This window comes from Lewinella cohaerens DSM 23179 (genome assembly GCF_000379805.1).
In the GTDB taxonomy this organism is placed as follows: domain Bacteria; phylum Bacteroidota; class Bacteroidia; order Chitinophagales; family Saprospiraceae; genus Lewinella; species Lewinella cohaerens.
Genome location: NZ_KB903534.1, coordinates 192321 through 218100, shown reverse-complemented (window position 1 = coordinate 218100; position 25780 = coordinate 192321). Strand labels below are relative to the sequence as shown.

19 protein-coding genes are annotated in these 25780 nt (G+C 47.0%); 8 read left to right on the top strand and 11 right to left on the bottom strand.

From position 1 onward, the window contains the following. Positions 1–142: 142 nt before the first annotated feature. Positions 143–1225: a CaiB/BaiF CoA transferase family protein gene (locus A3EU_RS0105715; protein ID WP_020535174.1), complete on the top strand. Its 1083-nt coding sequence runs from the start codon at positions 143–145 to the stop codon at positions 1223–1225. Between the two features lie 234 nt (positions 1226–1459). Here A3EU_RS0105715 and A3EU_RS0105710 read toward each other — a convergent pair whose 3' ends face one another. From A3EU_RS0105710 to A3EU_RS0105700, 3 genes are all read right to left on the bottom strand, one after another. After that, entirely contained in the window at positions 1460–3148 is a 1689-nt protein-coding gene (locus tag A3EU_RS0105710; RefSeq protein ID WP_020535173.1) for a hypothetical protein, read from the bottom strand. Positions 3149–3174: 26 nt separating this feature from the next. Next, complete coding sequence (locus tag A3EU_RS0105705; protein WP_245569336.1) at positions 3175–3822, bottom strand: RNA polymerase sigma factor; 648 nt, start codon at positions 3820–3822, stop codon at positions 3175–3177. Between the two features lie 330 nt (positions 3823–4152). Continuing rightward, positions 4153–5028, bottom strand: a complete 876-nt coding sequence (locus A3EU_RS0105700; RefSeq protein WP_020535171.1) for an alpha/beta fold hydrolase — start codon at positions 5026–5028, stop codon at positions 4153–4155. Positions 5029–5178: 150 nt separating this feature from the next. Here A3EU_RS0105700 and A3EU_RS0105695 point away from each other — a divergent pair, with 150 nt between their 5' ends. Next, positions 5179–6645 (top strand): hypothetical protein, encoded by a 1467-nt coding sequence (locus tag A3EU_RS0105695; protein ID WP_156825664.1) that lies wholly within the window; start codon positions 5179–5181, stop codon positions 6643–6645. A 2-nt stretch (positions 6646–6647) separates the two neighbouring features. Here A3EU_RS0105695 and A3EU_RS0105690 read toward each other — a convergent pair whose 3' ends face one another. The 4 genes from A3EU_RS0105690 to A3EU_RS0105675 form a co-directional block, all read right to left on the bottom strand. Then, entirely contained in the window at positions 6648–7094 is a 447-nt protein-coding gene (locus A3EU_RS0105690; RefSeq protein ID WP_071596851.1) for a 2TM domain-containing protein, read from the bottom strand. 43 nt (positions 7095–7137) lie between these two features. After that, positions 7138–7521, bottom strand: a complete 384-nt coding sequence (locus A3EU_RS29530; protein ID WP_020535168.1) for a 2TM domain-containing protein — start codon at positions 7519–7521, stop codon at positions 7138–7140. A gap of 26 nt (positions 7522–7547) precedes the next feature. Continuing rightward, positions 7548–7847, bottom strand: coding sequence for a hypothetical protein (locus tag A3EU_RS0105680; protein WP_020535167.1), 300 nt, complete (start codon positions 7845–7847; stop codon positions 7548–7550). 187 nt (positions 7848–8034) lie between these two features. Further along, on the bottom strand, positions 8035–9063 hold the full coding sequence (locus A3EU_RS0105675; protein WP_044085507.1) for an adenosine deaminase: 1029 nt from the start codon (positions 9061–9063) through the stop codon (positions 8035–8037). A 590-nt stretch (positions 9064–9653) separates the two neighbouring features. On the opposite strand from A3EU_RS0105675, the gene A3EU_RS0105670 reads away from it, so the two are divergent. From A3EU_RS0105670 to A3EU_RS0105645, 6 genes are all read left to right on the top strand, one after another. Then, entirely contained in the window at positions 9654–10142 is a 489-nt protein-coding gene (locus A3EU_RS0105670) for an acyl-CoA carboxylase biotin carboxyl carrier protein subunit (RefSeq protein WP_020535165.1), read from the top strand. A 103-nt stretch (positions 10143–10245) separates the two neighbouring features. Continuing rightward, positions 10246–10632 (top strand): SET domain-containing protein, encoded by a 387-nt coding sequence (locus tag A3EU_RS0105665; protein ID WP_020535164.1) that lies wholly within the window; start codon positions 10246–10248, stop codon positions 10630–10632. A 522-nt stretch (positions 10633–11154) separates the two neighbouring features. Continuing rightward, positions 11155–14454 (top strand): WD40/YVTN/BNR-like repeat-containing protein, encoded by a 3300-nt coding sequence (locus tag A3EU_RS0105660; RefSeq protein WP_020535163.1) that lies wholly within the window; start codon positions 11155–11157, stop codon positions 14452–14454. A 111-nt stretch (positions 14455–14565) separates the two neighbouring features. Next, a complete protein-coding gene (locus A3EU_RS0105655; protein ID WP_020535162.1) occupies positions 14566–17736 on the top strand; it encodes a S41 family peptidase in 3171 nt (1056 codons plus the stop codon). A 78-nt stretch (positions 17737–17814) separates the two neighbouring features. Next, a complete protein-coding gene (locus A3EU_RS0105650; protein ID WP_020535161.1) occupies positions 17815–18294 on the top strand; it encodes a DUF4112 domain-containing protein in 480 nt (159 codons plus the stop codon). Between the two features lie 76 nt (positions 18295–18370). Beyond that, complete coding sequence (locus A3EU_RS0105645) at positions 18371–20395, top strand: dipeptidyl-peptidase 3 family protein (RefSeq protein WP_020535160.1); 2025 nt, start codon at positions 18371–18373, stop codon at positions 20393–20395. Between the two features lie 60 nt (positions 20396–20455). Here A3EU_RS0105645 and A3EU_RS0105640 read toward each other — a convergent pair whose 3' ends face one another. The 4 genes from A3EU_RS0105640 to A3EU_RS0105625 all read right to left on the bottom strand — a co-directional run bounded on the left by A3EU_RS0105640 (position 20456) and on the right by A3EU_RS0105625 (position 25636). Continuing rightward, complete coding sequence (locus A3EU_RS0105640) at positions 20456–21445, bottom strand: T9SS type A sorting domain-containing protein (protein ID WP_020535159.1); 990 nt, start codon at positions 21443–21445, stop codon at positions 20456–20458. A gap of 103 nt (positions 21446–21548) precedes the next feature. Further along, positions 21549–23405 (bottom strand): ATP-binding protein, encoded by a 1857-nt coding sequence (locus tag A3EU_RS32545; RefSeq protein ID WP_083937268.1) that lies wholly within the window; start codon positions 23403–23405, stop codon positions 21549–21551. Positions 23406–23611: 206 nt separating this feature from the next. After that, complete coding sequence (locus A3EU_RS0105630) at positions 23612–24556, bottom strand: SPFH domain-containing protein (protein WP_020535157.1); 945 nt, start codon at positions 24554–24556, stop codon at positions 23612–23614. Between the two features lie 171 nt (positions 24557–24727). Then, positions 24728–25636, bottom strand: coding sequence for an NAD(P)/FAD-dependent oxidoreductase (locus tag A3EU_RS0105625; protein ID WP_020535156.1), 909 nt, complete (start codon positions 25634–25636; stop codon positions 24728–24730). Positions 25637–25780: the final 144 nt, after the last annotated feature.

The window sequence follows — 25780 nt, the reverse complement described above, 5'->3', positions numbered from 1 at the left end:
TCGCGGTTTTTGAACACGAGCGAAGCGAGTACCACCGTGAGCGAAGTGAACACCACCACGAGCGTTAGCGCGAGTACAGTCACAAACTCGATTTATCGAGAGAGTCTCCCGTGAGCGAAGCGAACACTAATATAATACAAAGATGCAAGATCAGTTTTTCCAAGGCCTCAAAGTAGTAGAACTCGCCAGCGTATTAGCTGGCCCCGCAGTAGGTTTGTTTTTTGCAGAACTAGGTGCACGGGTTACCAAAATTGAAAATGCCGCTACCTCCGGAGATGTTACCCGCCGCTGGAAAGCCCCCACCGAGGCTGCCAACAAATCCGACTCAGCTTACTACCAATCTGTCAATTTTGGAAAAACCACGCTACTGGTCAATCTAAAATCTACCGCAGGGCGCGAGCAGGTAGAGGCGCTGATCCGAGAAGCAGACATTGTTATCGTCAACTACCGCCCCGGAGCCGCCACAAAACTAGGCATGGATTATGATCGCCTGAAAGGAATCAACCCTAAAATCATCTACGCCGAACTCACTGGGTTCGGTGCCAATGATCCTCGTCTCGCATTTGATGTTGTGCTTCAAGCCGAAAGTGGCTTCCTTTACCTTACGGGAGAACCGGGCCGCTCCCCCGTCAAGATGCCTGTTGCTCTTATTGATATCCTCGCAGCGCACCAACTAAAAGAGGGTATTCTCGTAGCTTTACTAAAGCGGGCACAAACCGGGCGGGGCAGCAAAGTAAGCACCAGCCTCTACGCCGCAGCCCTGGCCAGCCTTGCCAATCAAGCAACCAACTGGCTGATTGCTGGCTTCGCACCGCAGCGACTAGGCAGCCAACACCCCAATATTGCTCCTTACGGCGACCTTTTCCGCACCGCTGATGGTCAGGAGTTGGTCTTGGCAGTAGGCGTAGAAGCCCACTGGAAAAAGTTAGGAGAAGTGCTGAATGTCCCTGAACTCATCAACGATGACCGCTTCGCTACCAATGCCCAACGGGTAAAACACCGTTTGGAACTGATTCCTTTATTACAAGAACAAATTGGCGCTTTCGCTAAACGGGAGGAATTGTTAGCCTTATTCCAAAAAAATAATATCCCCGCAGGCGCTGTAAGAGACTTGCCTGATGTCTTTGCACAACCACTGGCCCAAACGCTCTTGGTCAACACCTTCGACGAAAGTGGCCAAGCTATCCAATGTGTAAAAAGTGTGGTTTTTGAACTTTCGGAATAGTGAGGAAGAGGTACTTGGTACTTGGTACTTGGTACTTGGATTGTGTCAAATCTAAGGTATGCTAGCATATGCATCATGCCAAGAAAACACCATAAAAGGCAGTTACTTAAATTAAAATAGACCACGGACTCTGATCCGTGGTCTATTTAAATTTGTAGACCTCTTTATTTTTTTTGGTCTGCTTGCACCTAGGCCAATCAAAGTCCGCCTACCTAGTACTAAGTACTTTGTACCTTAAAACTCCAACGCCTTACGCAAGTCTGCGTTCGTTTTTGCCGGAGGAGTTACCGTTTCCAGTACCAGCTCGGCGCCATCATCGTGTAGTTGTTTTAGCTCCACACGAGAGATCGTACCCTTCTCATTTACCACCCACAAAAGGTTATCCGTTGCAGGCTCAATGCCGATAGGAGCAGTACTCGAAGCCAAGTATCTGAAGATAGTATTGTACTCCCGGTTTACCACGTAAGCCGTGGTATTTTCGATGGCTTGCCCTCCTTCGGTGCGGTACTGAATACCATGTACCGTAGAAGGCGCATCAATCGTCTGTGCACAGTTCCACACGCCGAATTCACTTACGACAAAACGATTCACTACCTGACGGCGAAGTTCTCCCGGTTGGCTCTGAAACTCTTGCTCCAGGCTTTCTTTTAAGGCCTCTTTTCTTGCCACAAACTCCGTCTGTAGGCGTTCTCGTTCGCTGCTTACTTCCTCTTCGCGCAAGGTGACCATCGCATCGTAAGTAGCAAGTTCATCTTGGTACTTTGCCATTGCTTGTTGGTAGTTAGCTCCTAATAAAACGGGGGCTACTATCAAGGTTTCTTCATTATCCCGGTGCTGTAGTGTCAACTCAAAGCGTTGGGTATTGAGGCGGCGGAGTTTCACTGTTTCCCAGCTTACTCGAAACGCACGAGGGTCAACCTCTGGTGATTCGGGTGCTATTTCCCAAATGGTGCCTGCATGCAGGTAGGCCAAATCTTCGGGTTGCAAGTCGCTGGCAGGATCAAGCGCCAAAGCACCTTGGGCAAAGTCAAGCTCCAGCGTAGGACGGTTGCCATTGGCTTGAGTCGGAGCGACCGGTGCTGATGGCAATGGAAAATCCATTTGCAGGTCTTGCAATGCCTTTTCATATTCTTGCTCCAGGTTACCCAACTCCCTTTGCCAGCGTTGCTGTGGGGTATTGGTACCTCCTGTGATCAAGTCTTCTTCTACAAATTGCAGCATATCTACATTGCTATACTGCCAAGTACGAGAGGCAGTATCCAACTGATATACGTGGTATTTAGGCAAGCTAAAGTAGTCTTTCACCACCACTTCACTACGCAGTTCTACCTGAATAGCTTTGCCGGGAGCCATCTTCAGGCGTTTCCCATTTTGCTCAGCATATACTTCTACCATACCGGCCGAAGTAAGGTAGCGTTGCATTCCTACAGAATCGTAGGCCAATGGAATTCCAGACACAAAAAAGTCGATATAATCATGCAATTCACGGTAGTGAATGGCTACTTCGCCACCTACCAGTCGACCGCGATCATTCATAAACGCAGCAGCAGGAATCACCAAACGCGACCCGCTGGGATAATCAATCACCCCTCCTTTGTGGGCATCCGATACCGCTTGCGTGGTGAACGCCACTTGCAGTTCCTGCTGAGGCAGCGGGATGTGTACAAAGTCCTGTTGGGCAAAGTAAGCCTCTGGGCTCAATGGTTTATTACCACTCAAAAAGGGTACCAAAAGCAGCAAAGCTACCGCAGCGGCCGCAGCCGTACTGAAGTAAATCAACCGCCGTATTCGGGCACCACCTGTGGTCTTAACCGCTGGCTGGGCTTCAAACTCTTGAAGCAAAGCATCAAAGTCCATCCGCTGTCGAATGTCTTCGCTACCCGGCTCCTTCGGGTTTCGTTTAAAATTGTAGTTTCTTTCCATAGTTGACGCTTCTCAAAGGTCAAAAATCACTTGGTTTGGCTTGTTTTTAGTCGCTTTTTTAGTCGTTCCAAGATCCGGTAGGTCTTCACCTTGGCATTGCTTTCGGTAATCCCCAGGATTTCGGCCACCTCTTTGAAGGGGCGTTGCTCAAAGAACCTCAACTCGATAATTTCGACATCAGAGGGTTTGAGCTGGTCCAAGGCTCCGATCAGGTCTTCTACCTGCCAAAGGTCTTCGTCCAATTCCATTTCTTCAGCCACTTCACCTAAGGTATGATCCTCAACACTAACCGTTCGTTTATTGCGGGAATCGCGAAAATGCTGGGCAATTTCGTTACTCGCAATTCGGAACAGCCAGGCTGAAAAGGGTACACCTCGGTACTCGTAGCCTCCAAGACGCTGCAAAGCTTTTAAAAACACTTGAGAAGAAAGATCAGCCGAGAGATCAGCATTACTAGTACGCCGATAGACGAAACGGTAGATGGGTTCAAAATAACGTTCGTATAAAGGTCGGAACCGCGCAGGGTTAGCTTGCGCAGCCTGAATTTCAAGCCACTCGGCTTCCATTGCCGATGCCGACACCGTCTTTTGGGGTTCCGTCATGAACCTGTTATTGACCGTTTTAGTATTGTCGCGACGCAACGCGACGCTACTCGTCTGCAAGATACTAAACATCCCGATGCTCTGGGTTTTGATCTTTCATTCCTTAGCATAATGCAAACGAGGTTCGAAAGTAACAGTTTTTTGGGAAGTATTTTTTTGGGGCCATGCCTTCGTGCCTCGGCACCAGGCTGTCTGTCGCTACCGCTCCGGCCCATCCCTTGTCCTCCTCCTTCGTCCGGCGCGCTCCGGCCTCCCGGCCTGCGCACTGATCTTTGGATGGTACCCGCGTGCTATCCCCGCGTGCCCGCGCGTGCTAAATTCGTGAATTTAGCCTATGCAGGCTCGCCCTTAAATGTCCTTATAATCCCTCATATGGTTTAAAACTTTAGTGCCTCTGGTGGTTCAAAAACCCCGAAACGACAAATACGCCTCCACCACCGCCGCTGGAGCCTCCATTTGCGGGTAATGCCCGATATTAGAGAGCCGCACTACATCAGCATTATTCACTGATTGCTCATAATAATCGGCGACGTGCGCGCCAGAGATCGGATCGTAAGCACCATTAATAAACCGCTGGGGCAGTTCTCCACGCACGGTAGCACCTACCCAACGAGGTTCGTGTACTTCCCGTTCCCGCATGTAGCGGATCAGGCGATGAAAAAGGTACTTGCCGTTTTGGTGCTGAATGAGCTCGTAAAACTCATCTACTTCCTGCTCTGTAGCCTGGGTCGCCGGCCCGAAGATGACGCTGAAATTCTTCCGCAACTTGGCCTTGCTCAAAAATGGCGTAAGCAAAATCCCCAGCGGGCTAGCCAATGCATTTTGGATCGGCCGGGGATGATGGGTTCCAGGAAAAATCCCTCCATTCAGAAAGCATAAAGACAACAATTCTGTCTGTTTCGCCAAATCCTCTTCTTCACTTCGCTCATAATGCCGCGCCAGCAACTCTTGGGCCACAGTAGCGCCGTAGTCATGTGCCAGCAAATGGTAACGCCCAATGCCTCTTTCTTTCAATAGCGCTTCCACCAAGTCGGCTTGATCCATCAGGGAATAGCGATACTTCCTCGGTTTATCCGACCAGCCAAAGCCTATAAAATCCAACGTGAGAACCGTATAGTGCGCTGTCAATAAAGGCCACACCTTGTGCCAATCCCAACACGCTGTAGGAAAACCATGCAGCAATACCAGTACCGACCCATTGCCTGCTTGCTGATAAAAGATTTTTTGCTGCCGATAATCAAAATACTGGCCGGTAGAATGCCATTCTTTAAAGGTCATAATTTGATGGTTTTAAATACGCCCAATACGAAACTATTTTGCAGGCCGTTGTAATATCCGTAATTTCGAGCAATCGTTTAAACTGGGTCCCAAATCTACATGAAGCAACTATCCACACTACTTTTTATTTTCCTTTTTTGTAGCACTCTAATGTCCGCAAAAGAGACGCTGTTGGCAGCAGATCGCTCGGCAGAGCTAGACCAACAGTTGCAGCTACTCCTTCCGGGAACAGGTATCCAGGAACAATCGGTGCGCGCTTACGCCAAAGAGCGTATCAGCGAAATGTTGACCAGCCTTGAAGCGCAAAATATTCGCAAAAAGAAGCCCCACAAAGCCTTGGCAATGCTAAGGGAAGAAATGGGTCAGCGTTTTCTTAAAAACCATCAGTCGTTTTCCAAAATTCAATTCTTCTTCACCCAAGGACAATACGATCAGACGACCGCTTCTGCCGTATATGCGATGACCCTAGACTACCTGGGTATGCACTATCTTTTGCAAGTGCAAGGAACAGAAGTCTCCCTTTTGGTAGATGTAGGAAAAAATACCGAGCGTATCCGCGTAAAAGGAGCCTCTCCTTTGAATGCGGAAAATGAACGCCGTTTTCAAAACGCCTACCTCGAGGTTCTCCGCAGTGTAGGCTACATCCCCACCGCAGAGTGGAACAATCCACCTGATCAGCTTTTCAATCGTTATTACCTGGGTGGAGACCAACAACTGACCCTACGTCAACTGGCCAGTTTCCTCTATTACCGACAGGCCTTACGAGCGTATGCCGATCATGCCTGGGCCAGTTCTCTCGATTGGCTCCATCAAGCTCGGCAGCTTCACCCCTGGCCAGTGCAGGAGGTTTTACAACGGGCCATCTGGTTACAACTGGCCACCGAGGATACCAAAACAACAACGTCACTGGATTACTTATGGAAAATATGGGAACGTAGCCCTGGTGCACCTTGGCAAGGACAATTGATTCACCGGTTCAACGAACTACTTCGGGATCACCCCACCCCCAACAGCTGGGTCATAGACTCTACTTATGATGCTTTTAAGGAACGTTTCTCTGATTATCCAGGTGCTTTGGGACAGCTACGGGAAATTTACTACTTGCAAAGCGCACGTATGCATGCCCAGCAAGGAAACACCGTTAGCGTGATGAACTATATGGATAGCCTTTATCGGTACCAACCCAACAACACTGCTATACACGAGGTGTTGGCAGGCATGCTCGTATGGTCATTGCGTAAGGAACGGAAATTTGAATCAGGCCTGGAGCGCATTACTGCATACAGCAGAAAGTATCCTTTCCTGACCAACAACTCCTTGTTTCAAGATCGTCACTTACTGTATCAAGCCGAAAGAGTACGCTACTTTTTTGATCAGGATGACCGTATTAAAGGCCTGCATTATATGGAAGACTTCAAGCGACTCGCCAAATCCAGCGGTAGAACACCGCGTTATGATTCCTGGGTATTAACAGCCTATCTGGCGGCATCAAATTACTACTATCGTCAAAACGACTACCGTCAAGCCCTCAATTTTATTGAGCAAGGCAGGCAAGAGTCTCCCACTGATGCGTATTTGGATCACCGGGCGGATGTATTGTTGAAATATCTGAGATAAAACTACACCAAATCATCGTTCCGATAAATCGGCTCCGCAACTTTTTCTTTGCTAACCTCCTGCAACTCTAAATGATCGTCGATATTGACGCCACTTGATGCAAGCCGTTGTACCGGTGGAGCTTCCTCTTGATAATCTTGAGGGTCTTGATAACCAGGGGCAGACTTTGCCAATTCGCGCGCCAATTCACGTTCTTCCCATTCTCGGGTACCCGCTTTGGTGAAGGGGAGGCCAAAAGTCCATAAATACTGTATCCCGATGAGGGTCCCCCAAGAGATTACAGGGTATAAAAACCAAGGGTCGTGCGGACTGTCAAGCATATTTATGCAAAAGAAGAATATGCTTATTACCAGATAAATGGAAAAATGGCGAAAGAACCACTTCTTGGAACGCACCTTGCGGCGCGCCTGCCGGACGTGTTCCGGTTCGTTTTTTCTGTTTCGTCTCATAAGTCGGGAATTCTGAACCTCTAATATACTATTATTACAACTACTAAACTAGATCATCATTGCGGTAGGAAGGTTCTTTCTGCTTTTCAGTATCGAGTTCCCTCAACTCCAGATGGCTATCCAGGTCCAGACCTGGTTTCCTTCTGTTGGGGTTGAGTCGCTTCATTTCTTTTTCTAATTCACGATCTTCCCATTCTTTTGAACCTATGCCACTACCAGGAAGTCCGAATACTTTGAAATACTGAATAGCAACACCAATTCCCCACCCCAACATCGGCCAATAAAACCACCAAGCACCAGGGCTCGTAAGCATATTTAAGGTAAAGAAAAATCCGCCCATCACAAGGTAGGTCGTCAGGTGATTGTAGAAAGCCTTCTTCTCTTTTACGCGCCGCCGCGCTTGCTCAAACTGTTGGTCTTCGTTCATTGCGATTTTATATTACACTAGCTGTTTTATACCAAGTCCTTATCTTTCCACTGAGGGCGCTTTGGGCGGCCGTATTGTTCACGACTAGGTTCGTCTTCCGATGGATAGCTTCGTGTATCGCGCTCTTCACTACCATAGATACCATAACCTTTAAAGGCCAAAATAGCACCCCATATTACGCTGATCTTCCACAAAACAACGCCTCCCATTCCTAGGATCATGAGTATAAAGATAACGAAATTGTAGCCGAAAAAGGAACGCAAGCTCTTGCGAAATTTCGCCTCACGGCTTTCATCGTCCTGATAAGATTTATGACAAGCTTTCATCTCTGAATGTTTTTTGATTTGCTTCAAAGATGCTCCTAAAGGGTACTTACACACTACTTTTTTCGACTGAATTGAGCAAAAAGGCTACTGAATTGGGGAGAATGGTTGGATGGTTGGATGGTTTGTTGGTTTATTTGTTGATGGTTGTTCGTTGATGGTTGGGGGGCGGCCAAGTATTACAGTAATATCACACTACTTGCTTTTGTGAATATTTAGAGGAGTGGAAATAGTCTTTTACTTGAGCAATGTGCTTTCCCTTCTCTTCAGGACTCAGCCAACTCGCTTCAAAGGCATTGATGGCTAATTGCATCAATTGATCCTCTGTTAAGTTTAAGGCTTTAGCTGTTTCGTAATAATTTTCATTCATGTAGCCTCCAAAATAAGCGGGATCATCTGAGTGGATGGTTGCTAATATTCCTTTCTCGAGCATTTCCGCAACGGGGTGCTCCTCCATCTTTTGGATAACTTTGAGTTCTACATTACTCAATGGGCACAAGGTCAGCGGTATCTTTTGTTCGACAATTCGCTGAACCAGCGCTTCATCATCCAAGCAACGATTGCCGTGATCTATTCTCACCACCTTCAAAAGATCAAGCGCCTCCCAGATATATTCCGCAGGGCCTTCTTCCCCAGCATGAGCAACTAATTTGTAACCGTGGCTTGCAGATGCTTTAAATACTTTGGCAAACTTGCTGGGAGGGTTGCCCATTTCAGAGGAATCTAATCCTACACCATCAATCCAATCCTTGAAGGGTAGTGACGATTCAAGTGTTTCGAATGCCGCTTCTTCGCTCAAATGCCGTAAATAAGACATGATCAGCTTATAGGAAATACCTAACTCCGCTTTGGCTTTTTCCAATGCTTTATGGATACCATTAATAACAACATCAAACGCAACGCTCCTGTCCGTATGTGTTTGCGGATCGAAAAACACCTCTACATGAACCACATTTTGGCTATGCACTTTAGTCAGGTAAGCCCATGTCAAATCGAAAAAATCTTGCTCATGGATCAATACCTGCGCGCCAGTGTAGTAGATATCTAAAAATTCTTGAAGATTATTAAACTTGTAAGCTTTCTTTAATGATTCGATGGAATCATAATCCAGAGTTATATTATTCCTTTTGGCTATTTCGAACATGAGTTCAGGCTCAAAGCTCCCTTCGATATGCAAGTGAAGTTCTGCTTTGGGAATGCCTTGAATGAAATCTTCCAGTTCCGTATGACCTTGCCCAAACAATTGCCGCCCCCAAAAGCCAACAAGACTTCCAAGGCCGCCGTAGATGCCTCCCAATAGAGCGGTAATGATGACCATGCTCCAGGCAGAGAGCCCGCCAAACATATTGCCGATGCGCGTAGCCAGGATGCTCTCATTCTGATAGTTGAGAATACCACTGTAGCCGCCCCAAACGATAGCCCCAGCCAGCAAACCATAAGCAAATGCCTCGCCCGCAGAGGACAGAGGAGCAAAAGCACCAAACAGTAACCCTGCAATAACAATCGCATACCAGGGCAAAAACTGGTGCAGAAGCACCGCCAACAAGATCAGGCCGAAAAAACAGAGTAAGTTTCGCATACGCTAAAGGTAAGCCCCTTTTTTAGATTTTTCTGGAACAATAGTGTTACTTTTGGGATCCATATATTGCGCAAAAAACAAATGGTGTGTTCGCTTCGCGTCTACTTCGTGGTCTTTGCGGTTTGTCCAATAACTGACACGCTTGAAATGAACCGCTTAGCCAGCTATTGAAAAAACGAAGACTCTATTTGGTTTTGTGCTGTTCTTTACATTTAACAACTGCCCCTACCATGAAACATCTGGAAGACATCAGCGCCAAAGTCAATGACCAGTTCGAATTCACCAATGAAGATATCGACCAGCTAGACTTTACGCCCATTGATGATCGTAATTTTCATATTCTTGCCAATGGCAAGTCTTACCGTGCAGAGCTGGTAAGTCGCAACTTCCAACGCAAGCGCTTTACCATCAAAATCAATGGCAGCAAATACGAGGTCAACCTCGCCGATGCCTATGACCAAATGGTAGAACGCCTGGGCTTAGGTGCGATCAACACTTCTGTGGTCGCAGACATTATGGCCCCCATGCCAGGCCTGGTACTACAAGTAATGGCCCAAAAAGGAGAAAGTGTCACCGCCGGTCAGCCCATCCTCATCCTCGAAGCGATGAAGATGGAAAACGTCATCAAAGCCACTGCCGACGGCGTTATCGCTGATATTTCCGTTTCCAAAGGGGCTGCCGTGGAGAAAGGGCAGTTGTTGGTAAAAATGGAAGATTAAAAATCGGAAATCGGAAGTCGGAAGTCGGAAGTAACCGCCGCCCTTCTTCATTGATTTCGTATTAATTCCGACTTCCCATTTCCTAATTCCGACCTCCTAAATCATGTCTACTCGATTACCATTCCTGTACATCAAAACAACCAATGGAAGAGGGCGTGGGGTTTTTACGGCCCAGGAGATTCCCGAAGGTAGCCATATTGAATCTTGCCCTGTTTTAGTGCTATCGGAAGAGGGCACTACACTTATCCATCAGACCAAACTACACGATTATTATTTCCTTTGGGGAGACGAGGGGGAATCGGCCATTGCCCTGGGTTTTGGCTCCCTTTACAACCATTCTTCCGAAGCAAATGCCGATTACGAGATGGACATCGAGATGGAATCTCTTGAAATCATTGCCATAAAGGATATCCAGCCCGGCGAAGAAATAACCATCAATTATACCGACGGAGAATTCCACGAGACCGAGCTGTGGTTTGAAGAGAAGTAGTTTTTTCTTTAACAGAAACACGTTCCTCTTCTTTAACATTTGGGGCCATGCCATCTCCCGTCCCGACCAGAAAAGTCGAGACGGGATCGGCACCAGGCTGTCTGTCGCTAACGCTCCGGCCCATCCTATTGTCCTTGCGCCATCCTGGCCCCGAGCTACGGCCTATAGGCCTGCGCACTAACCAAAAAGGTTCTATTTCCTTCAGGAATAAATGGCATACGTGGGGAATCTCTAAGGAACAGCACGAAAACAAAAGGCGATTCTGTTTTTCATAATAGTTGAATAAACGATTCATTTCAAGAGTTTTAACTATTTGAAAAACCTAAAGAGAATCGCATTTTGTTTTCTGCGCAATACTAATACATGAGTCACTCGTTTGAAGCACATTTATTTTGCTATCAAAGCACCCTTTTCATAGCAGAATTCCACCCTTTCGTTCCAAGGTATCCTCCTCACTTCCTTAGGTCTGCGATTTTCCCTATTTTTCGATTCCGAAAATTCAGTCGCCAAATTCACCAACTTATGCCAAGTTACAAAAGCATTTACCTACTCTTATTCCTAAGTTTTGTCCTTTGCGACCAAGCAATGGCCCAACGAAAAAAACAAACCGATCCGGCTACGGCCAAAGAAGAAACACCTCTTCACCTAAAAGCTAGCACTTATTCTGCACTCGCTTTTCGCTCGGTAGGCCCCGCCGTTACTTCGGGGCGTATTGCTGACTTCGCGGTGCATCCCGACAACAAGGATGTTTACTACGTTGCTACCGCTTCAGGAGGCGTTTGGAAAACCGTCAACCACGGCACCACCTATACACCTATTTTCGACCAGCAAAACTCCTACTCCATAGGTTGTGTCAGCCTCGATCCTCAGCAGCCCAGCACCGTTTGGGTAGGCTCTGGCGAAAACAACAATCAACGCTCTGTAGGCTACGGAGATGGTGTCTACAAAAGCACCGATGGTGGCCAAAGCTGGGAACACAAAGGCTTGAAAACCTCTGAACACATTGGCGACATCATCGTCGATCCTACCAACTCCGATATTATCTGGGTAGCTGCTTACGGCCCTGTATGGAGCAACGGCGGCGAACGCGGCGTCTACAAAAGCACCGACGGTGGTGATAGCTGGACTTGCGTAAAAGAGGTCAGTGAATATACCGGTTGCAACGAGCTGGTCATGGACCCACGTAACCCTAATGTCCTCTATGCTGCTTTTCACCAGCGCCAGCGAAAGGTATTTACCTACATTGGTGGTGGACCAGAATCTGGCTTGTTCAAAACCACAGACGGTGGTGAAACCTGGAAGCCCTTGAAAGGAGGCCTCCCTGGTGGCGATGTAGGCCGAATAGGGCTAGACATCTCCCCTGTCAATCCCAATACGCTCTACGCTGTCGTTGAAGCTGGTGACCGCAAAGGAGGAATCTACCGCACTGATGATGCCGGCGCCAGCTGGAGTAAACAAAGTGGCAGATATACCAGCGGCAATTACTACCAAGAATTAATCTGTGATCCCGTTGACATTGATCGCATCTACATTACCGACACTTACTTTCAGATCAGTGACGATGGAGGAAAAACCACCCGCAACCTCGGTGAACTCAACAAGCATATCGATAATCATGCCCTCTGGATTGACCCAGATAATACCAACCACCTACTGGCTGGTTGTGACGGTGGCGTGTACGAAACATGGGACCTGGCCGGCACTTGGCATTTCAAGCCCAATCTGCCTGTAACTCAGTTTTACAAAGTAGCTACCGACAACGCTACCCCTTTTTACAATATTCACGGCGGAACGCAAGACAACCTCAGCCTGGGTGGCCCTAGCCGCACGACCAGCATGAATGGTATTGTTAATTCCGATTGGTTTGTGACCTCTACCGGCGATGGCTTCGAAACCCAGGTAGACCCTACCAATCCCAACATCATCTATGCCCAAGCTCAGTATGGTGCCTTGAGTCGCTACGACCGAGGCAATGGAGAATACTACTACATCAAACCCATGGAAGGCGAAGACGAACCCGCCCTCCGCTGGAACTGGGATGCTCCTTTATTGATCTCTGCCCATAACCACAAAAGGCTCTACTTTGGTGCCAATAAACTATTCCGCACTGACGATCAGGGCGATTCCTGGCAAGTCATCAGCCCAGACCTTTCTGCACAAATTGATCGTAACACCCTCGAAGTAATGGATCAGGTTTGGAGCGTAGATGCCATCTCTAAAAATGGCTCTACCGATATTTTCGGTCAGCTGACAACCATTGCAGAAAGTAGCATCGACGAAAATATGTTGTGGGTAGGTTCCGATGATGGACTCATTCACCTGACCACCGACGGTGGGCAAAATTGGCAGAAGATAACAGGTCTTGCCGGTGTGCCGGAAATGACTTACGTCAACCAGATTATTGCTTCGCAGCATGATAAAAATACTGCTTACGCGGCGTTTAATCACCACCGCTATGGTGATTTCAAACCTTATCTTTTCAAAACCACTGATGCAGGCCAGACTTGGAGGCCTATCCACGCTACCTTGCCCGAACGCGGAAGCGTGTACACCATCGCAGAAGACCATGTTCAACCCAATCTTCTGTTTTGTGGTACTGAATTTGGTGCATTCTTCAGTCCTGATGCCGGCGAGCACTGGATTCCGCTTAAAGCGGGATTACCGACGGTGGGTGTAAGAGACATGGAGATTCAAAAACGAGAGAATGACCTTGTATTGGGTACTTTTGGTCGTGGGTTCTATGTACTCGACGACTATAGCCCTTTACGGGAAATCACGGCAGAAGCCTTGGAGAAAGATGCTGAAATCTTCTCCATTAAAGATGCTTTGCTTTATATTGAACGTACCGATATTGGCTTACGGGACAAAGGCCACCTGGGGAGCAGCTACTTCACCACGCCTAACCCAAAGCCTGGTGCGGTATTCACTTACTATCTAAAGGAGAGCATCCAAACGCTGGAAGACCAGCGGCAAGAAAAGGAGAAGGAGACAGACGATGACCCCTACCCCACCCTTGATCAGCTTCGTCAGGAGGATGCCGAAGAAGATCCTTATCTTATTTTCACCATCCGCAATGCTCAAGGGGAGGTTGTTCGCCACCTGACGGCGCCTGCCAAGAAAGGCCTCAAGCGGCTGACTTGGGATATGCGTCACGACACTCCCGCGCCGGTAGTTGGTCGTTACACCCCTGCTCCCGATGTACTGTTTGGTTCAGCCGAATTGGGTCACCTGGCCATGCCCGGAACTTATACCGTAGCGCTCAGCAAGTTTGAAAACGGCGAAGTCAGTAAGCTGACCGAGCCTGTAAGTTTCCAACTTAACTACCTGAACCAATCGTCCATGCCGGAAACGGACTGGGCCGAATACGATGCCTTTGTTCGCAAGGTCGCTGATATCCGCAAAGCTTTCAGTGCTGCCAACGATATTCGCCGAGAATTGTCAGGAAACCTCAACCATATCCAGTCGGCTATACTGGATATGCCCGCTGCTCCAGAGGGTCTTTTGGCCAAAGCCAGTGAGCTAAAGCTACAACTGAGCGAGCTCAGTCGAAAAATGAATGGTGATAGAAGCCTTGCGCGCCGTCAGTTCGAAACGCCTCCAAGTATTGGTGGTCGTATTGGCCGCTGTGAATATGGCCTCTGGGATGTCACTTCAGCACCAACACAAGTATACAAGGATGCTTACCGTATTGCAGCCAAGCAATTTGGGCCAGCCCTCCGTGAATTGAAGCTCATTGCAAATGAAGTGACTGCCTTAGAGAAACAAATAGAAATGAACAACGCACCGTATACTCCTGGCCGCTGGCCGGAATGGAATGAATAATACAGACGTTGCGGTGGAGGTGTTGCAATGCAACATCTCCACCGCTATAATTACATATCTACCACCATATTATACACGGGCGCTGCACTGCAACGTCTCTACATAAAAAACATGATTAAATATATCTTTTCTTTCGCCTTTCTTGTACTTGCTTTGGGGCTTTCCGCACAGGAGGAACCCTTGTTGCGGTTTCCTTCGCTAAGCCCTGACGGGCAACAGATTGCCTTCTCTTACCAGGGTGACATCTGGACAGTACCCACCAATGGTGGCGTCGCACGCCGTCTGACGATTCACGAAAGCTACGAAAGCCACCCGCAGTGGAGCCCTGATGGTAGCCGTATTGTATTTGAAGGCAACCGATACGGCAACGACGATATTTTCGTCATGGATGCTCAGGGCGGAATGCCCCTCCGGCTCACCTACTATTCCGGTAGCGACAATTTCCCGCAGTGGAATGGCAACGATGAAATCATCTTCATGAGTTCGCGCATGTACCGCCAGGTTGAACGTGATCGCGAAGTCTTCAAAGTACCTGTGACCGGTGGCACCCCGCAAAGAATGATGGATGCATTGGGCCAGATGGCCTCTGCATCCAATGATGGTCGTTATGTAGCTTATGTGGCCGGTAATTGCCGCTTTGTGCGGGAAGTATACACCGGGCCAGCTAACCGCAATGTTTGGGTATACGATACTCAAAGTGGCAACTATATGGCACTGGCTGCTCAAAATGCGCAAGAAAGTCACCCTGTCTGGGGAGACAACCAACAGTTATTCTACCTAAGTGCAGCCAATGGCCGCTACAACATCTACCGCAAAAACGGAGTACTGACCAAGGATTTGGCGCGGCCTTTGACCAATTTCCAAGACGAAGGCATCCGCTACTTTGATGTTAGTGCCGACGGAAAGCAGCTCGTCTTCGAACGGGGTAATGGCATTTACACACTACCCACCGATGGTAGTGCCAAAGCACAAAAGGTAAACATTCAAGTAACCGCAGACTATCGCTTTGATCCTGTAAAGCAGGAAAGCTTAAGTCGCGGAGCCACTGAAATGGCTGTTTCGCCTAATGGTGATTATCTCCTCTTTGGAGTACGTGGCGAGATTTTCCTACGCGTAAATGACAAGGAAAAGAAAGGCGTTGTGCAGCTCACGCGCCACCCTTACCGCGACCAAGATGCACAGTGGTTAAATGACAGCACCGTGGTCTTCATCTCAGATAGAGATGGTAATAAAGAACTCTATGTACTGCATTCTGCTGATGCAGATCAGCCCGACCTTTACCGCACCTTGAAGCGGACTGCCAAGCGGATAACAAGTACGCCTGTTGATGAAGCAAACATCAGCCTTTCGCCAGACGGTACCAAAGTTGCCATCAACCGTGGCCGAGGACAACTCGTGGTAGCAGACATTAACGCCCAGGGTTTAAGTAACGAAAAAGTACTATTGGATGGTTGGTCAACAGCACGGAGTGTACGCTGGAGCCCCGATGGGCAATGGCTGGCTTATTCCCTTTCTGACCTTGATTTCAACTCAGAAATTTACATCCACGCAGCTGACGGTAGCCAAGAACCTGTCAATGTAAGTATGCACCCTCGCTCGGATAGTAGCCCTTTTTGGAGTGCAGACGGTAGCAAACTGGGCTTCCTCTCCATTCGTAACAATGGCGATTCCGACGTCTGGTTTGCCTGGTTGCGAGATGCTGATTGGCAAAACACCAAGCAGGATTGGGAATGGGAAGAAGAGGAAGATGAAAAAGAAGAGAAGGATTCTGTAACGGTCATCGACTTCAAAAATATTCATGAACGCCTCGTACAAGTGACTCGCCTCCCTGGCAATGAAGGAGATTTGGGAATTAGTACCGATGGCGAAACCTTCTTCTTTACTACCAACAATGGTGGCCGTGCTGGTTCTCCCGGAGGCGGAGAACTGCAAAGTATAAAATGGGATGGCAGTGATGCCAAGACTTTATTAAGTGATACCCGATTACGTAGCTTGTCCGTAGGTACTGATGGTAAAACCCTGTATCTGTTGAAATCTAACGGCACCTTGGCCAGCATGAAAATCGATGGCAAAAAAGCAGACAACCTCGGCTTTTCCGCTAATATGGCCATCAATCACCAACAGGAACGCCAGCAGGTATTTGACGAAGCATGGCGAGCACTACGAGACGGGTTTTACGACCCCAATTTCCACGGCCAAGATTGGGATAAACTCCGCGCAAAGTACGAGCCGCTGGCTATGTCTGCCTCTACCGAGCAGGATTTCCGCGATCTTTTCAATACTATGCTGGGCCAACTCAATGCCAGCCACATGGGAATGTATGGTTCTAATCCTGAAGAAACTCAGCGAGATCGTACCGGTCTGTTAGGGCTGGAGGTAGAGCCTGCAACAAATGGTGTAAAAATCACCCGTATTGTCAGTCGTTCACCTGCGAACCGGGAGAAGAGTACCCTTGCTGTTGGAGAAACCATCGTCGCAGTTAATGGAATGACTATTTCGGGCAATACCAATCTGTACAGCCTTCTACAGGGAACAGCAAATGACCGTACCCTATTGAGTATCATTGATGCAACGGGAACCGCTCGTGAAGTAGTCATCCGCCCTGCGAGCAGCCTCCGCACCGAACTTTACGAAGAATGGGTAGCTGAACGCAAACGCCTGACCGAAGAATACTCTGGCGGCCGCCTGGGGTACATCCATATTCAGGGAATGAACTGGCCTAGTTTTGAACGCTTCGAGCGCGAACTCACCGCCAGTGGCCTGGGTAAGGAAGGCATCGTCATCGACGTACGTTACAATGGCGGCGGCTGGACCACCGACATGCTTATGACTGTACTCAATGTCCGTCAGCATTCCTACACCGTACCTCGGGGAGCAGTAGACAAACTGGAAGGTAACCACCCAGACTTTGCGGACAACTACCCTTACGGAGAACGCTTGCCTCAGGCAGCACTCACCAAACCAAGTGTAGCGCTGTGTAACCAAACCAGCTATTCCAATGCCGAGATTTTCTCGCACGCCTTTAAGACCTTGGATCACGGTACATTGGTAGGTATGCCTACTTTCGGAGCCGTTATTTCTACTGGCGGACAAGGATTAATCAACGGCAATTTTGTACGTATGCCTTTCCGGGCTTGGTATGTAAAAGCAACCGGAGAAAACATGGAACTAGGGCCTGCCGTTCCAGATGTAGAAATAGAAAACAGTCCAAACAGCAAGGCCGAAGGCCGTGATGAACAATTACAGAAAGCAGTAGAAGTACTGTTATCAGAATTGAAATAAAATCGGTTCCATGTTCAGGGCAGGTTCATGAATCTACCCTGAACATAGAATATCAAGCCCCTGATTAACCAGACAACAATGGAAGAAAAAGACCAGGAAAGGCCTGAACTAAAATGGTTGGATACCACGACCCAGTTATTGGATAATCGGTTCCGTATTCCGGGAACAGAAGTTCGGTTTGGGTTTGATTTCCTAATTGGGCTAATCCCCGGTATCGGTGATGTAGTTTCCTTAGGCATCAGTGGTATGTTGGTAACCGTGATGGCCCGAAAAGGAGCTAGTGGGATGGTGATCGTTAAGATGCTATGGAACATTTTCTTAGATGCGATCATCGGAACAGTTCCGATAATAGGAGACCTTTTCGATCTTTCTTATCGTGCCAACCGTAGGAACCTTGAACTGCTGAAAGAACACTATGAAGAAGGAGAACACCAAGGTAGTGCAACATTCGTAGTCATCATGGTACTCCTGTTTGTCATCGGAATATTTATATCCGCAATTTACCTGATTGGGTGGATTTTAGGTACCTTTTGGGCCTTGATAACCGGAACAACATAATCGAAATCATTAGGGAGTATTAGCTAGATCATTTCCTAACACCCCCATTAGCACAGATAATTTAAACCCTTTTTGTATGAAAAAATATTTCTGGCTATTGCCACTATTCGCACTATTCGCTTGCCAACCGGCTCAGGAACCCACTGAGACAGTTGAGGAACTAACCGTTCCAGCGGACGACGAATTTGTTTGGAGCCCTGAAAGCTTCGCCGACAAAAGCATCGTCCGGTATCAGGTACCAGGTTTTGATCAGTTAAGCCTCGATCAGAAAAAATTGGTCTACTACTTAACCGAAGCTGGCCTTGCAGGTCGTGACATTATCTACGACCAGAACTATCGCCACAATCTTGCGATCCGCCACGCTGTTGACGCCGTCATGGCCAATTATTCTGGTCAGCGAAACAATCCTGACTGGGAAGCATTTGAACTTTACGCCAAGGAAATGTGGTTTGCCAGCGGTATCCACCACCATTACTCCAACGACAAATTCAAGCCCGGCTTCTCACAGGAGTACTTGGCTGAGTTATTGAGTGACGTTGGTGCCAGCCTCACCGAAGAAGAATTAGCCGCCATTTTTGATCCTACCAAGGACAACAAAAAAGTAGCCCAAGAAGGGGACGATCTGGTTTTGGCTTCAGCCGTTAACTTTTACGGGCCTGATATCACCCAAGCAGAAGTAGAGGCTTTTTACGCCGACTTGAAGGCTGACCTGGAAGACCCCAGAGTCAGTATAGGCCTCAATAGTAGGGTTGCCCGCAATGAAGACGGAAAGCTTTACGAACAGGTTTACAGCGCAGATGGACTCTATAGTTCTGCAATTCAGGAAATTATCAAATGGCTTGAAAAAGCAGTAAGCGTTGCCGAAAACGAACCACAGGCTGATGCTTTGCGCAAGCTCATCGAATACTACCGTACCGGCGACCTAGTGACCTGGGACGAGTACAACATCGCTTGGGTAAAAGCAACCAAAGGAGATATTGATTACATCAATTCTTTTATTGAAGTCTACCTCGACCCTATGGGGCTCAAAGGTAGCTACGAGACCATCGTACAGATTGATGACTTTGATGCCTCTTCTCGCATGGCAAAAGTTGCTGAAAACGCACAGTGGTTTGAAGACAACAGCCCAGTGCTGCCCCAGCATCGCAAGCCTACCGTTACGGGAATCAGCTACAAAGTAGTGACTGTAGCCGGTGAAGCGGGTGACGCCAGCCCTTCAACGCCCATTGGTGTAAACTTGCCCAATGCGAACTGGATCAGAGCAGAATATGGCTCCAAGTCTGTTAGTTTGGGTAACATCAGTCATGCGTATAGCGAGGCTAATGGCCCCGGCTTACTCACCGAATTTGCCAATGACGAAGAAGAAAAAGCACGTGCAACAGCACATGGTCAAATCGCCGGCAAGATGATCACTGCCCTGCACGAAGTATTAGGTCATGCTTCTGGTCAGCTAGAAGAAGGGGTCGCTACACCAGGGGAAACCCTAAAAAACTACGCTTCGCCACTAGAAGAAGCGCGCGCCGATCTTTTTGCCCTCTATTACATCACAGATGCTAAGCTTCAGGAACTCGGCTTGATTGAGACCGATGAGGTGGGCAAAGCAGCTTACGACAATTATCTCCGCAATGGCCTGATGCTACAATTGCGCCGTATAGAACCGGGGCAAAACATCCAGCAAGCTCACATGCGCAATCGCCAGATGGTAGCTAGCTGGGTAATGGAAAGAGCCTTGGCCAGCGGTGCTGTAGAGATGCCCGTACGCGATGGCAAAACCTACATTGATATCAAAGATTATGGTACGCTGCGGACTCTTTTCGGAGAATTGCTACAAGAAGTACAGCGTATCAAGAGCCAAGGCGATTATGAAGCCGGAAAAACCCTTATTGAAGGCTACGGTGTACAAGTAGACCAAGCCATCCACCAGGAAGTTTTGAAGCGGAGTGAATCGCTAAACATCCCGCCTTACGGTGGTTTTATTAATCCTCGATTGGTAGCCGTGCAAGATGCCCAAGGTAATATTACGGATATCAAAGTGGAATACCCGGATGACTTCACGGAGCAGATGCTCGAATATGCCGGCAAGTATTCTCACCTTAAGTAAGCTGTATTTACTAACAGCCATCCTGACCCCAGACTTTGCCTATTGCAAAGTCTGGGGTTTTTATTTTTTGACCACCTTTTTAGCTACGACACCCTCGGTATGGTCAATAATCAGGGTGTAAATTCCAGCAGGAAACCCTTTAACATCCACCGTCATTGAGGAAGAAAGCGCAGAATTTGTAGCTTCCCAAATCGTTTCACCCACAAGGTTCACAAGACGCAACATTGTTATTCCTGACAACTGTTCTGGTGCAATAGAAACACTAAATTCGTCTGTCGTCGGATTTGGGTAAACACTCACATTTACTAAGGCTTCTACATCAACCGTGCTTACCATAATTGGTGTTGGTGTAAACCAATAGATCGTCCCCTCTTCAGGGTGGCTGCTTATGTTTTGGTAACATACTCCGGGTTCACAAAAGTCAACGACCGAACCTGGCATTGTACCATCACCAACAGGGCCGATAAAGGTGTCATCAATGAGTAATTTAATCCCCAATACGGACGAATTGACCAACGAATACACTTGAGATTCTGAGCTGATTTCGCTAGTACCAAAATGGATACTGATGATATTACTATTCTCATGTAACCAAACTTGGAGATTCAGAAAATCTTCTGGTATACTCGTAGAATTAGGTCCAGCTACAACGCCAGCATTTCTCCATTCTATCTTAAAAACACCCCCTGCATCTGTTGGTGAGTTTTCTATTTGATAAGTAACAGGAGATTCGGACACCGCTTCTCCTCGATCTTCTAAAAGTCGGTAAAAAGAAAAGAGACGCCTAGACCTACTTGAACCCACTTCGTAAAAATCGACACCACCTGACCTGACCTCAATTCGATCAAACGATGTACCTGCAACTTCAATTTCGAAGCCTAAATCTAATAGCCGATAAAAATTGTCGGACCAAATTTCGTCTCCGTTAAGATCAATCGGATTGACCAGGTATTCAAAATCACCAGAGGAGTAAGAAAAAGAGTAGGGAATTTCTTGCCCAAAAGCGAGGCTACTCAAAAAGACAAAGAAAGAGAGTGCTAAATTCTTCATGGTATACTGTTTCTACCAAATTACAAATTCATGGGCACACAAGAATTTTTCTATTTTCCTTGTGTAAAGTAGTGTACAAAAAATGATTGCTCAAAGACCTACCCTACCACGCCGGCAATTCTACAAAAAAGGTGCTTCCCTGCCCTGGCGTGCTCTCCAACCATATTTTCCCTTGGTGTAGCTCTACTATTCTGCGGCAAATGGCCAACCCGATGCCTGTTCCATCAAAATGCTGCTTATCAAGGCGCTGGAAGATGTCAAATATTTGTTTCTGGTATTCTTTTTCAATACCAACCCCGTGGTCCTTGATTTGTAATTGATGGTTTTTTCCTCTTAACTGATAGGAGACTTCCACCTGTGGAGCTTCGGCCTGATCGAATTTCAAAGCATTCTGAAAAAGTTGCTCAAACAAAATGCTCAGCAATTCGGGATGACCTTTAATTGTTTGTAATTGCTCCATCACCAATTTAGCGTCGGGCTTTCCCTGCTCTTCTGCCTGTTTTTTAAAAACCTTTTCCAAGAGAGGCTTTAAATCAATAGATTGAGTCGTAGACTTGACTCGGTTGGCCAAGTCTGTAAAGAGCTGCAAATCACCTAGTAAGTCATTCATCTTCCGGGCACCACCCAGAATAAACGCCAAATATTCCTGCCCTTCCTTATTCAGTACATCGCCTTGCTTACGTTGTAGCAAATTAGCAAAAGCGCCAATATTCCTTACCGGTTCCTTTAAATCGTGAGAGGCAATTTTGGCAAATTCCCGCAAATCAGCATAACGGGCTGCCAGTTCTTTGTTTTTTACTTCCAAGGTGTTAGAAAATGCAAACTGTTTGCGATAAGCACGAAAAAAACTCCCAGCTAGCACCAATGCTAGAAGTATTCCACTGAGCAGCAACCCAAATAATAATCGATTGTTTCTTTCTGACAATTGCTGCCCCAGCTTTTTCTCCGCAGCCAATTCTTCTTCAGCTTGTCGCTCAAAAGTGTAACGTTCCTGGATAGCCGTGATGGCATCATTCTTACTTTTCTCCACCAGTGCCTCTGCTAATTGCCGATAATGAGCCTGGTAATAATAAACTTGCTTAAAATCCCCCTTCAAGGCCGACAGTTGCGCTAATAACATTGCTGCCTCCGTCTGTAAATCCAGTGCGCCGGCAGCAGCAGCTAGGTCCAAACTCCGACGAGCATAATCCTCCTGTAAAGGAAGTACTTCTTCCTGATTGAGCATCATTAATCGAACGACCTCCTGTAAACAGCTGGCTATCAATCTACGATCTGTTGATTGTTCTGCAAAAGACAAAGCTTCTTCCCAGTGTTTTTGGGCAGTAGCCTGATCTCCTAACTGTAAAGACAGCTTACCTAAACGGCCCTTGACATGAGCTATAGCTGTAACAACATTTTCTCTACGAGCAAGCTTTTCACTTTGATTGTAATACTGTTTCGCCTTCGAAACATCATCCATTTCCAAGGCTACATCACCAAGGTTACTCAGTGAATAAACCAAGCCCTGGATATCTAATAGTTTACGACGAATATCCCTTCCTTGCAAATAATAAACCTGGGCGGAATCATAATTTTCCTGTGCAAAATAGACGTTGCCAATATTATTGAATGAGCGGCCTAAACCTAGTGAATCAGTAATAGCCCTCCTGATGAATAAAGCCTGAAGATAATAATCCAAAGCACCAGCGCGATCTCCTCGAGACCACTGAACCATCCCCAAAATATGCAGCCCGTCTGCAACTCCTTTGGGAAATTCAATTTGTTCTGCCAGTTCTATCGCCATTAAAGCTCGCTGACGTGCTGTATCAATGGCTGTGTTCTTAAACTTCCAGGCTTCCTCATTATAGCGTTCTACAAGTATAGAATCTAACACCTTTGGCATAGGCTTAGACTGTGCAGCTACGCTAAATTGAAGCTGCAAAAAGAAAAATAGCATCCACAGTTTAAAAATATTCCTCATAATTATCTTCCACACAATACAACAGACAACAAGATAACTATTTAGGCACTCCAGCGTATGGGAATTAGAGATAAGTGATGGTATAAAGGTAAGAATACCTGATTTCCATCAAAATACTAGCAATTGCAAATATATGTAAAAGACTAATGAATTTAGAGAGCGCGTTTTTTTACTAAGCATTGTGAGAAAAATAAGTTGAGCTATTCCTAATTATTGCTTTTCCCTGGTAGTTTGGATTGTAACAACCCACCGAAGACATTCATATCAGTACCTGTGGGCAAGACGGCAATTTCTACATTACCAGCTAATTCCCGGTTTACCAAAAAGGACGCATAAGTAGGGTTTTCCTGACAAAGACGAGCGAGTTCCAGCTGCTGCTCGAAACCGACTTTATCCATTGCACGCTGCTTTTCTACCGCTATCATTTCTATTTCACGCTGCTTTTCTACTTCTACTACTTTGAGCTGGCGTAAACGGTCAGCTTCAGCTCCGGCTTGCGTACGGGCGACGGCGGCGGCGGTCTCTGCTTTAGCCATCTCACTCTTGCGGCGGTTACTTTCAGTGCGGGCCTGGATGGCTTGCAAACGGCCTTCCGCCTCTGCAAGCGCTATCGCGACTTCGCCATCAGCAACTGCTTTTTTCTCATTGGCAGCTGCCTGGGCCAAGGCCAACTGGTTTTGTTTTTTGATTTGTTCCTCCCGCAAATCCTGTAGCCCGATGTCTTCGAGTGCCTGAGTAAAAGCTTGCGGAAATTTTACATCTAGTACAATTACATCCCGTACCGTTAAATCTGGTTCTGGCAAACGCAGTAGCAACTCTTCTTTAACGGTAGCGATAAAATCATCCCTGCGGGTACTAAAAACAGAATCAACTGGTGCAAACTGATTGGTAATGTCACGGATGGTTTCCATGCCGCGAGCATACAACAGTCGGCCTAGTATTGTATCTGGCCGAGCAGGGCCAACTTCAGTATCCTCGCCTTGCCAATAAACAGCAATGGAGATATCCAACGGGACACCATCCCCGAGGCGTACATCCGAGAAACTGATTTCACTAATCTGTTCGGTACGTAAAGCCGCCGCTTTTTGGCCACAGCTACAACAGAGCAGAGCGATAATTAATCCGATTAAAACAAATCCTAATAGGCGCATAGTAATGAGGTTTTCTGTGTGAAGAATAACCCAAAACTAAGCGCTCTTACTCCTTATTAATTAAGACAATGCGTAAGCGTAGCTGGTAAGCGCGTAGTCGTTAGCTGAGGTTGATTATTTGTAAAAAAGCGAGAGATCGTGGGTTGGCAGACTGTAACAGCTTGTCTTTTCCTAAAAACTTTCATCAATCAAGTCCTTATTCATCACCGCGCCCGACATTGAACCCGCTGCTACTGCATTTGAAACAGACCGGAATAAGGTCGTATTGTCGCCACATGCATACACCCCAGGAATGGTTGTTCTTTGAAACATATCTATCTCGATGTACCCCTGCTCCGTCAATTCGCAACCTAGCTTTTCAGGAATATCACAATGCTGAACAAATGGAGCTTTCGCATAGACCGCTCTTATCGATTCTTTTGTTCCACCCTTGAAAATTATGCTTTGCACCATGCCTTCATCATGATTAAACTCAAGGAGTTCTTTTTCTATTATCCTAACTTTATGCTGATCTAATTTCGCTGTTTGCTCCTGTGTTAAAGTCGACTTGCCATTGGTAAATAGTGTCAAGTCATCTGTCCAATGTGCTATCATCTTCGAAAACTCATATCCATAATCCCCATTTCCTAAAACTCCAGTTTTCTCGTTTTTTACTTCATAGCCATGACAGTAGGGGCAATGGAGAATAGAAATGCCCCAACACGATGAAAACCCCTTAATGTCAGGCATAATGTCCTTTACGCCCGTTGCAAATAGAACTTTCGTACCCATAAAAGTGTCGCCTGACTGGGTAGTAATTTCAAACCCTTTACTCGTTTTCGTCCCTGTTTTTGCAAATCCACTGTGAAGTTTCACCGTATCATATTCCTCAACTTGCTGTTTTGCCAGACTTGAAATTTCTTTCGGTGTTCTTCCGTCTTGGGTAAGAAAATTATGGGAATGAGGAGTCTGTTGATTACATGGCTTCCCACTATCTATGACCAATACCTTGCGTAAAGACCTTCCTAAAGCAAGGCTCGCCGATAGGCCAGCATAACTTCCTCCTATAATTATTACGTCAAATGATTGTGAATCCTTCATGAATCAAGCGTTGATGGTGATTTTATTACGCAAGCGAATGTATTACTGACCTTATCAGTCGTCCTTGCCTGCTTGTGAACCATCACAAAGGTAATACATTATTCCTTAAATGCAACAATGTTGCATTTAAGGAATAATGTCAAC

Coding starts and splice junctions, on each gene's coding strand:
- A3EU_RS0105715 (WP_020535174.1), top strand. CDS start 143: ATGCAAGATCAGTTTTTCCAAGGCCTCAAAGTAGTAGAACTCGCCAGC.
- A3EU_RS0105710 (WP_020535173.1), bottom strand. CDS start 3,148: ATGGAAAGAAACTACAATTTTAAACGAAACCCGAAGGAGCCGGGTAGC.
- A3EU_RS0105705 (WP_245569336.1), bottom strand. CDS start 3,822: ATGTTTAGTATCTTGCAGACGAGTAGCGTCGCGTTGCGTCGCGACAAT.
- A3EU_RS0105700 (WP_020535171.1), bottom strand. CDS start 5,028: ATGACCTTTAAAGAATGGCATTCTACCGGCCAGTATTTTGATTATCGG.
- A3EU_RS0105695 (WP_156825664.1), top strand. CDS start 5,179: ATGTCCGCAAAAGAGACGCTGTTGGCAGCAGATCGCTCGGCAGAGCTA.
- A3EU_RS0105690 (WP_071596851.1), bottom strand. CDS start 7,094: ATGAGACGAAACAGAAAAAACGAACCGGAACACGTCCGGCAGGCGCGC.
- A3EU_RS29530 (WP_020535168.1), bottom strand. CDS start 7,521: ATGAACGAAGACCAACAGTTTGAGCAAGCGCGGCGGCGCGTAAAAGAG.
- A3EU_RS0105680 (WP_020535167.1), bottom strand. CDS start 7,847: ATGAAAGCTTGTCATAAATCTTATCAGGACGATGAAAGCCGTGAGGCG.
- A3EU_RS0105670 (WP_020535165.1), top strand. CDS start 9,654: ATGAAACATCTGGAAGACATCAGCGCCAAAGTCAATGACCAGTTCGAA.
- A3EU_RS0105665 (WP_020535164.1), top strand. CDS start 10,246: ATGTCTACTCGATTACCATTCCTGTACATCAAAACAACCAATGGAAGA.
- A3EU_RS0105660 (WP_020535163.1), top strand. CDS start 11,155: ATGCCAAGTTACAAAAGCATTTACCTACTCTTATTCCTAAGTTTTGTC.
- A3EU_RS0105655 (WP_020535162.1), top strand. CDS start 14,566: ATGATTAAATATATCTTTTCTTTCGCCTTTCTTGTACTTGCTTTGGGG.
- A3EU_RS0105650 (WP_020535161.1), top strand. CDS start 17,815: ATGGAAGAAAAAGACCAGGAAAGGCCTGAACTAAAATGGTTGGATACC.
- A3EU_RS0105645 (WP_020535160.1), top strand. CDS start 18,371: ATGAAAAAATATTTCTGGCTATTGCCACTATTCGCACTATTCGCTTGC.
- A3EU_RS0105640 (WP_020535159.1), bottom strand. CDS start 21,445: ATGAAGAATTTAGCACTCTCTTTCTTTGTCTTTTTGAGTAGCCTCGCT.
- A3EU_RS32545 (WP_083937268.1), bottom strand. CDS start 23,405: ATGAGGAATATTTTTAAACTGTGGATGCTATTTTTCTTTTTGCAGCTT.
- A3EU_RS0105630 (WP_020535157.1), bottom strand. CDS start 24,556: ATGCGCCTATTAGGATTTGTTTTAATCGGATTAATTATCGCTCTGCTC.
- A3EU_RS0105625 (WP_020535156.1), bottom strand. CDS start 25,636: ATGAAGGATTCACAATCATTTGACGTAATAATTATAGGAGGAAGTTAT.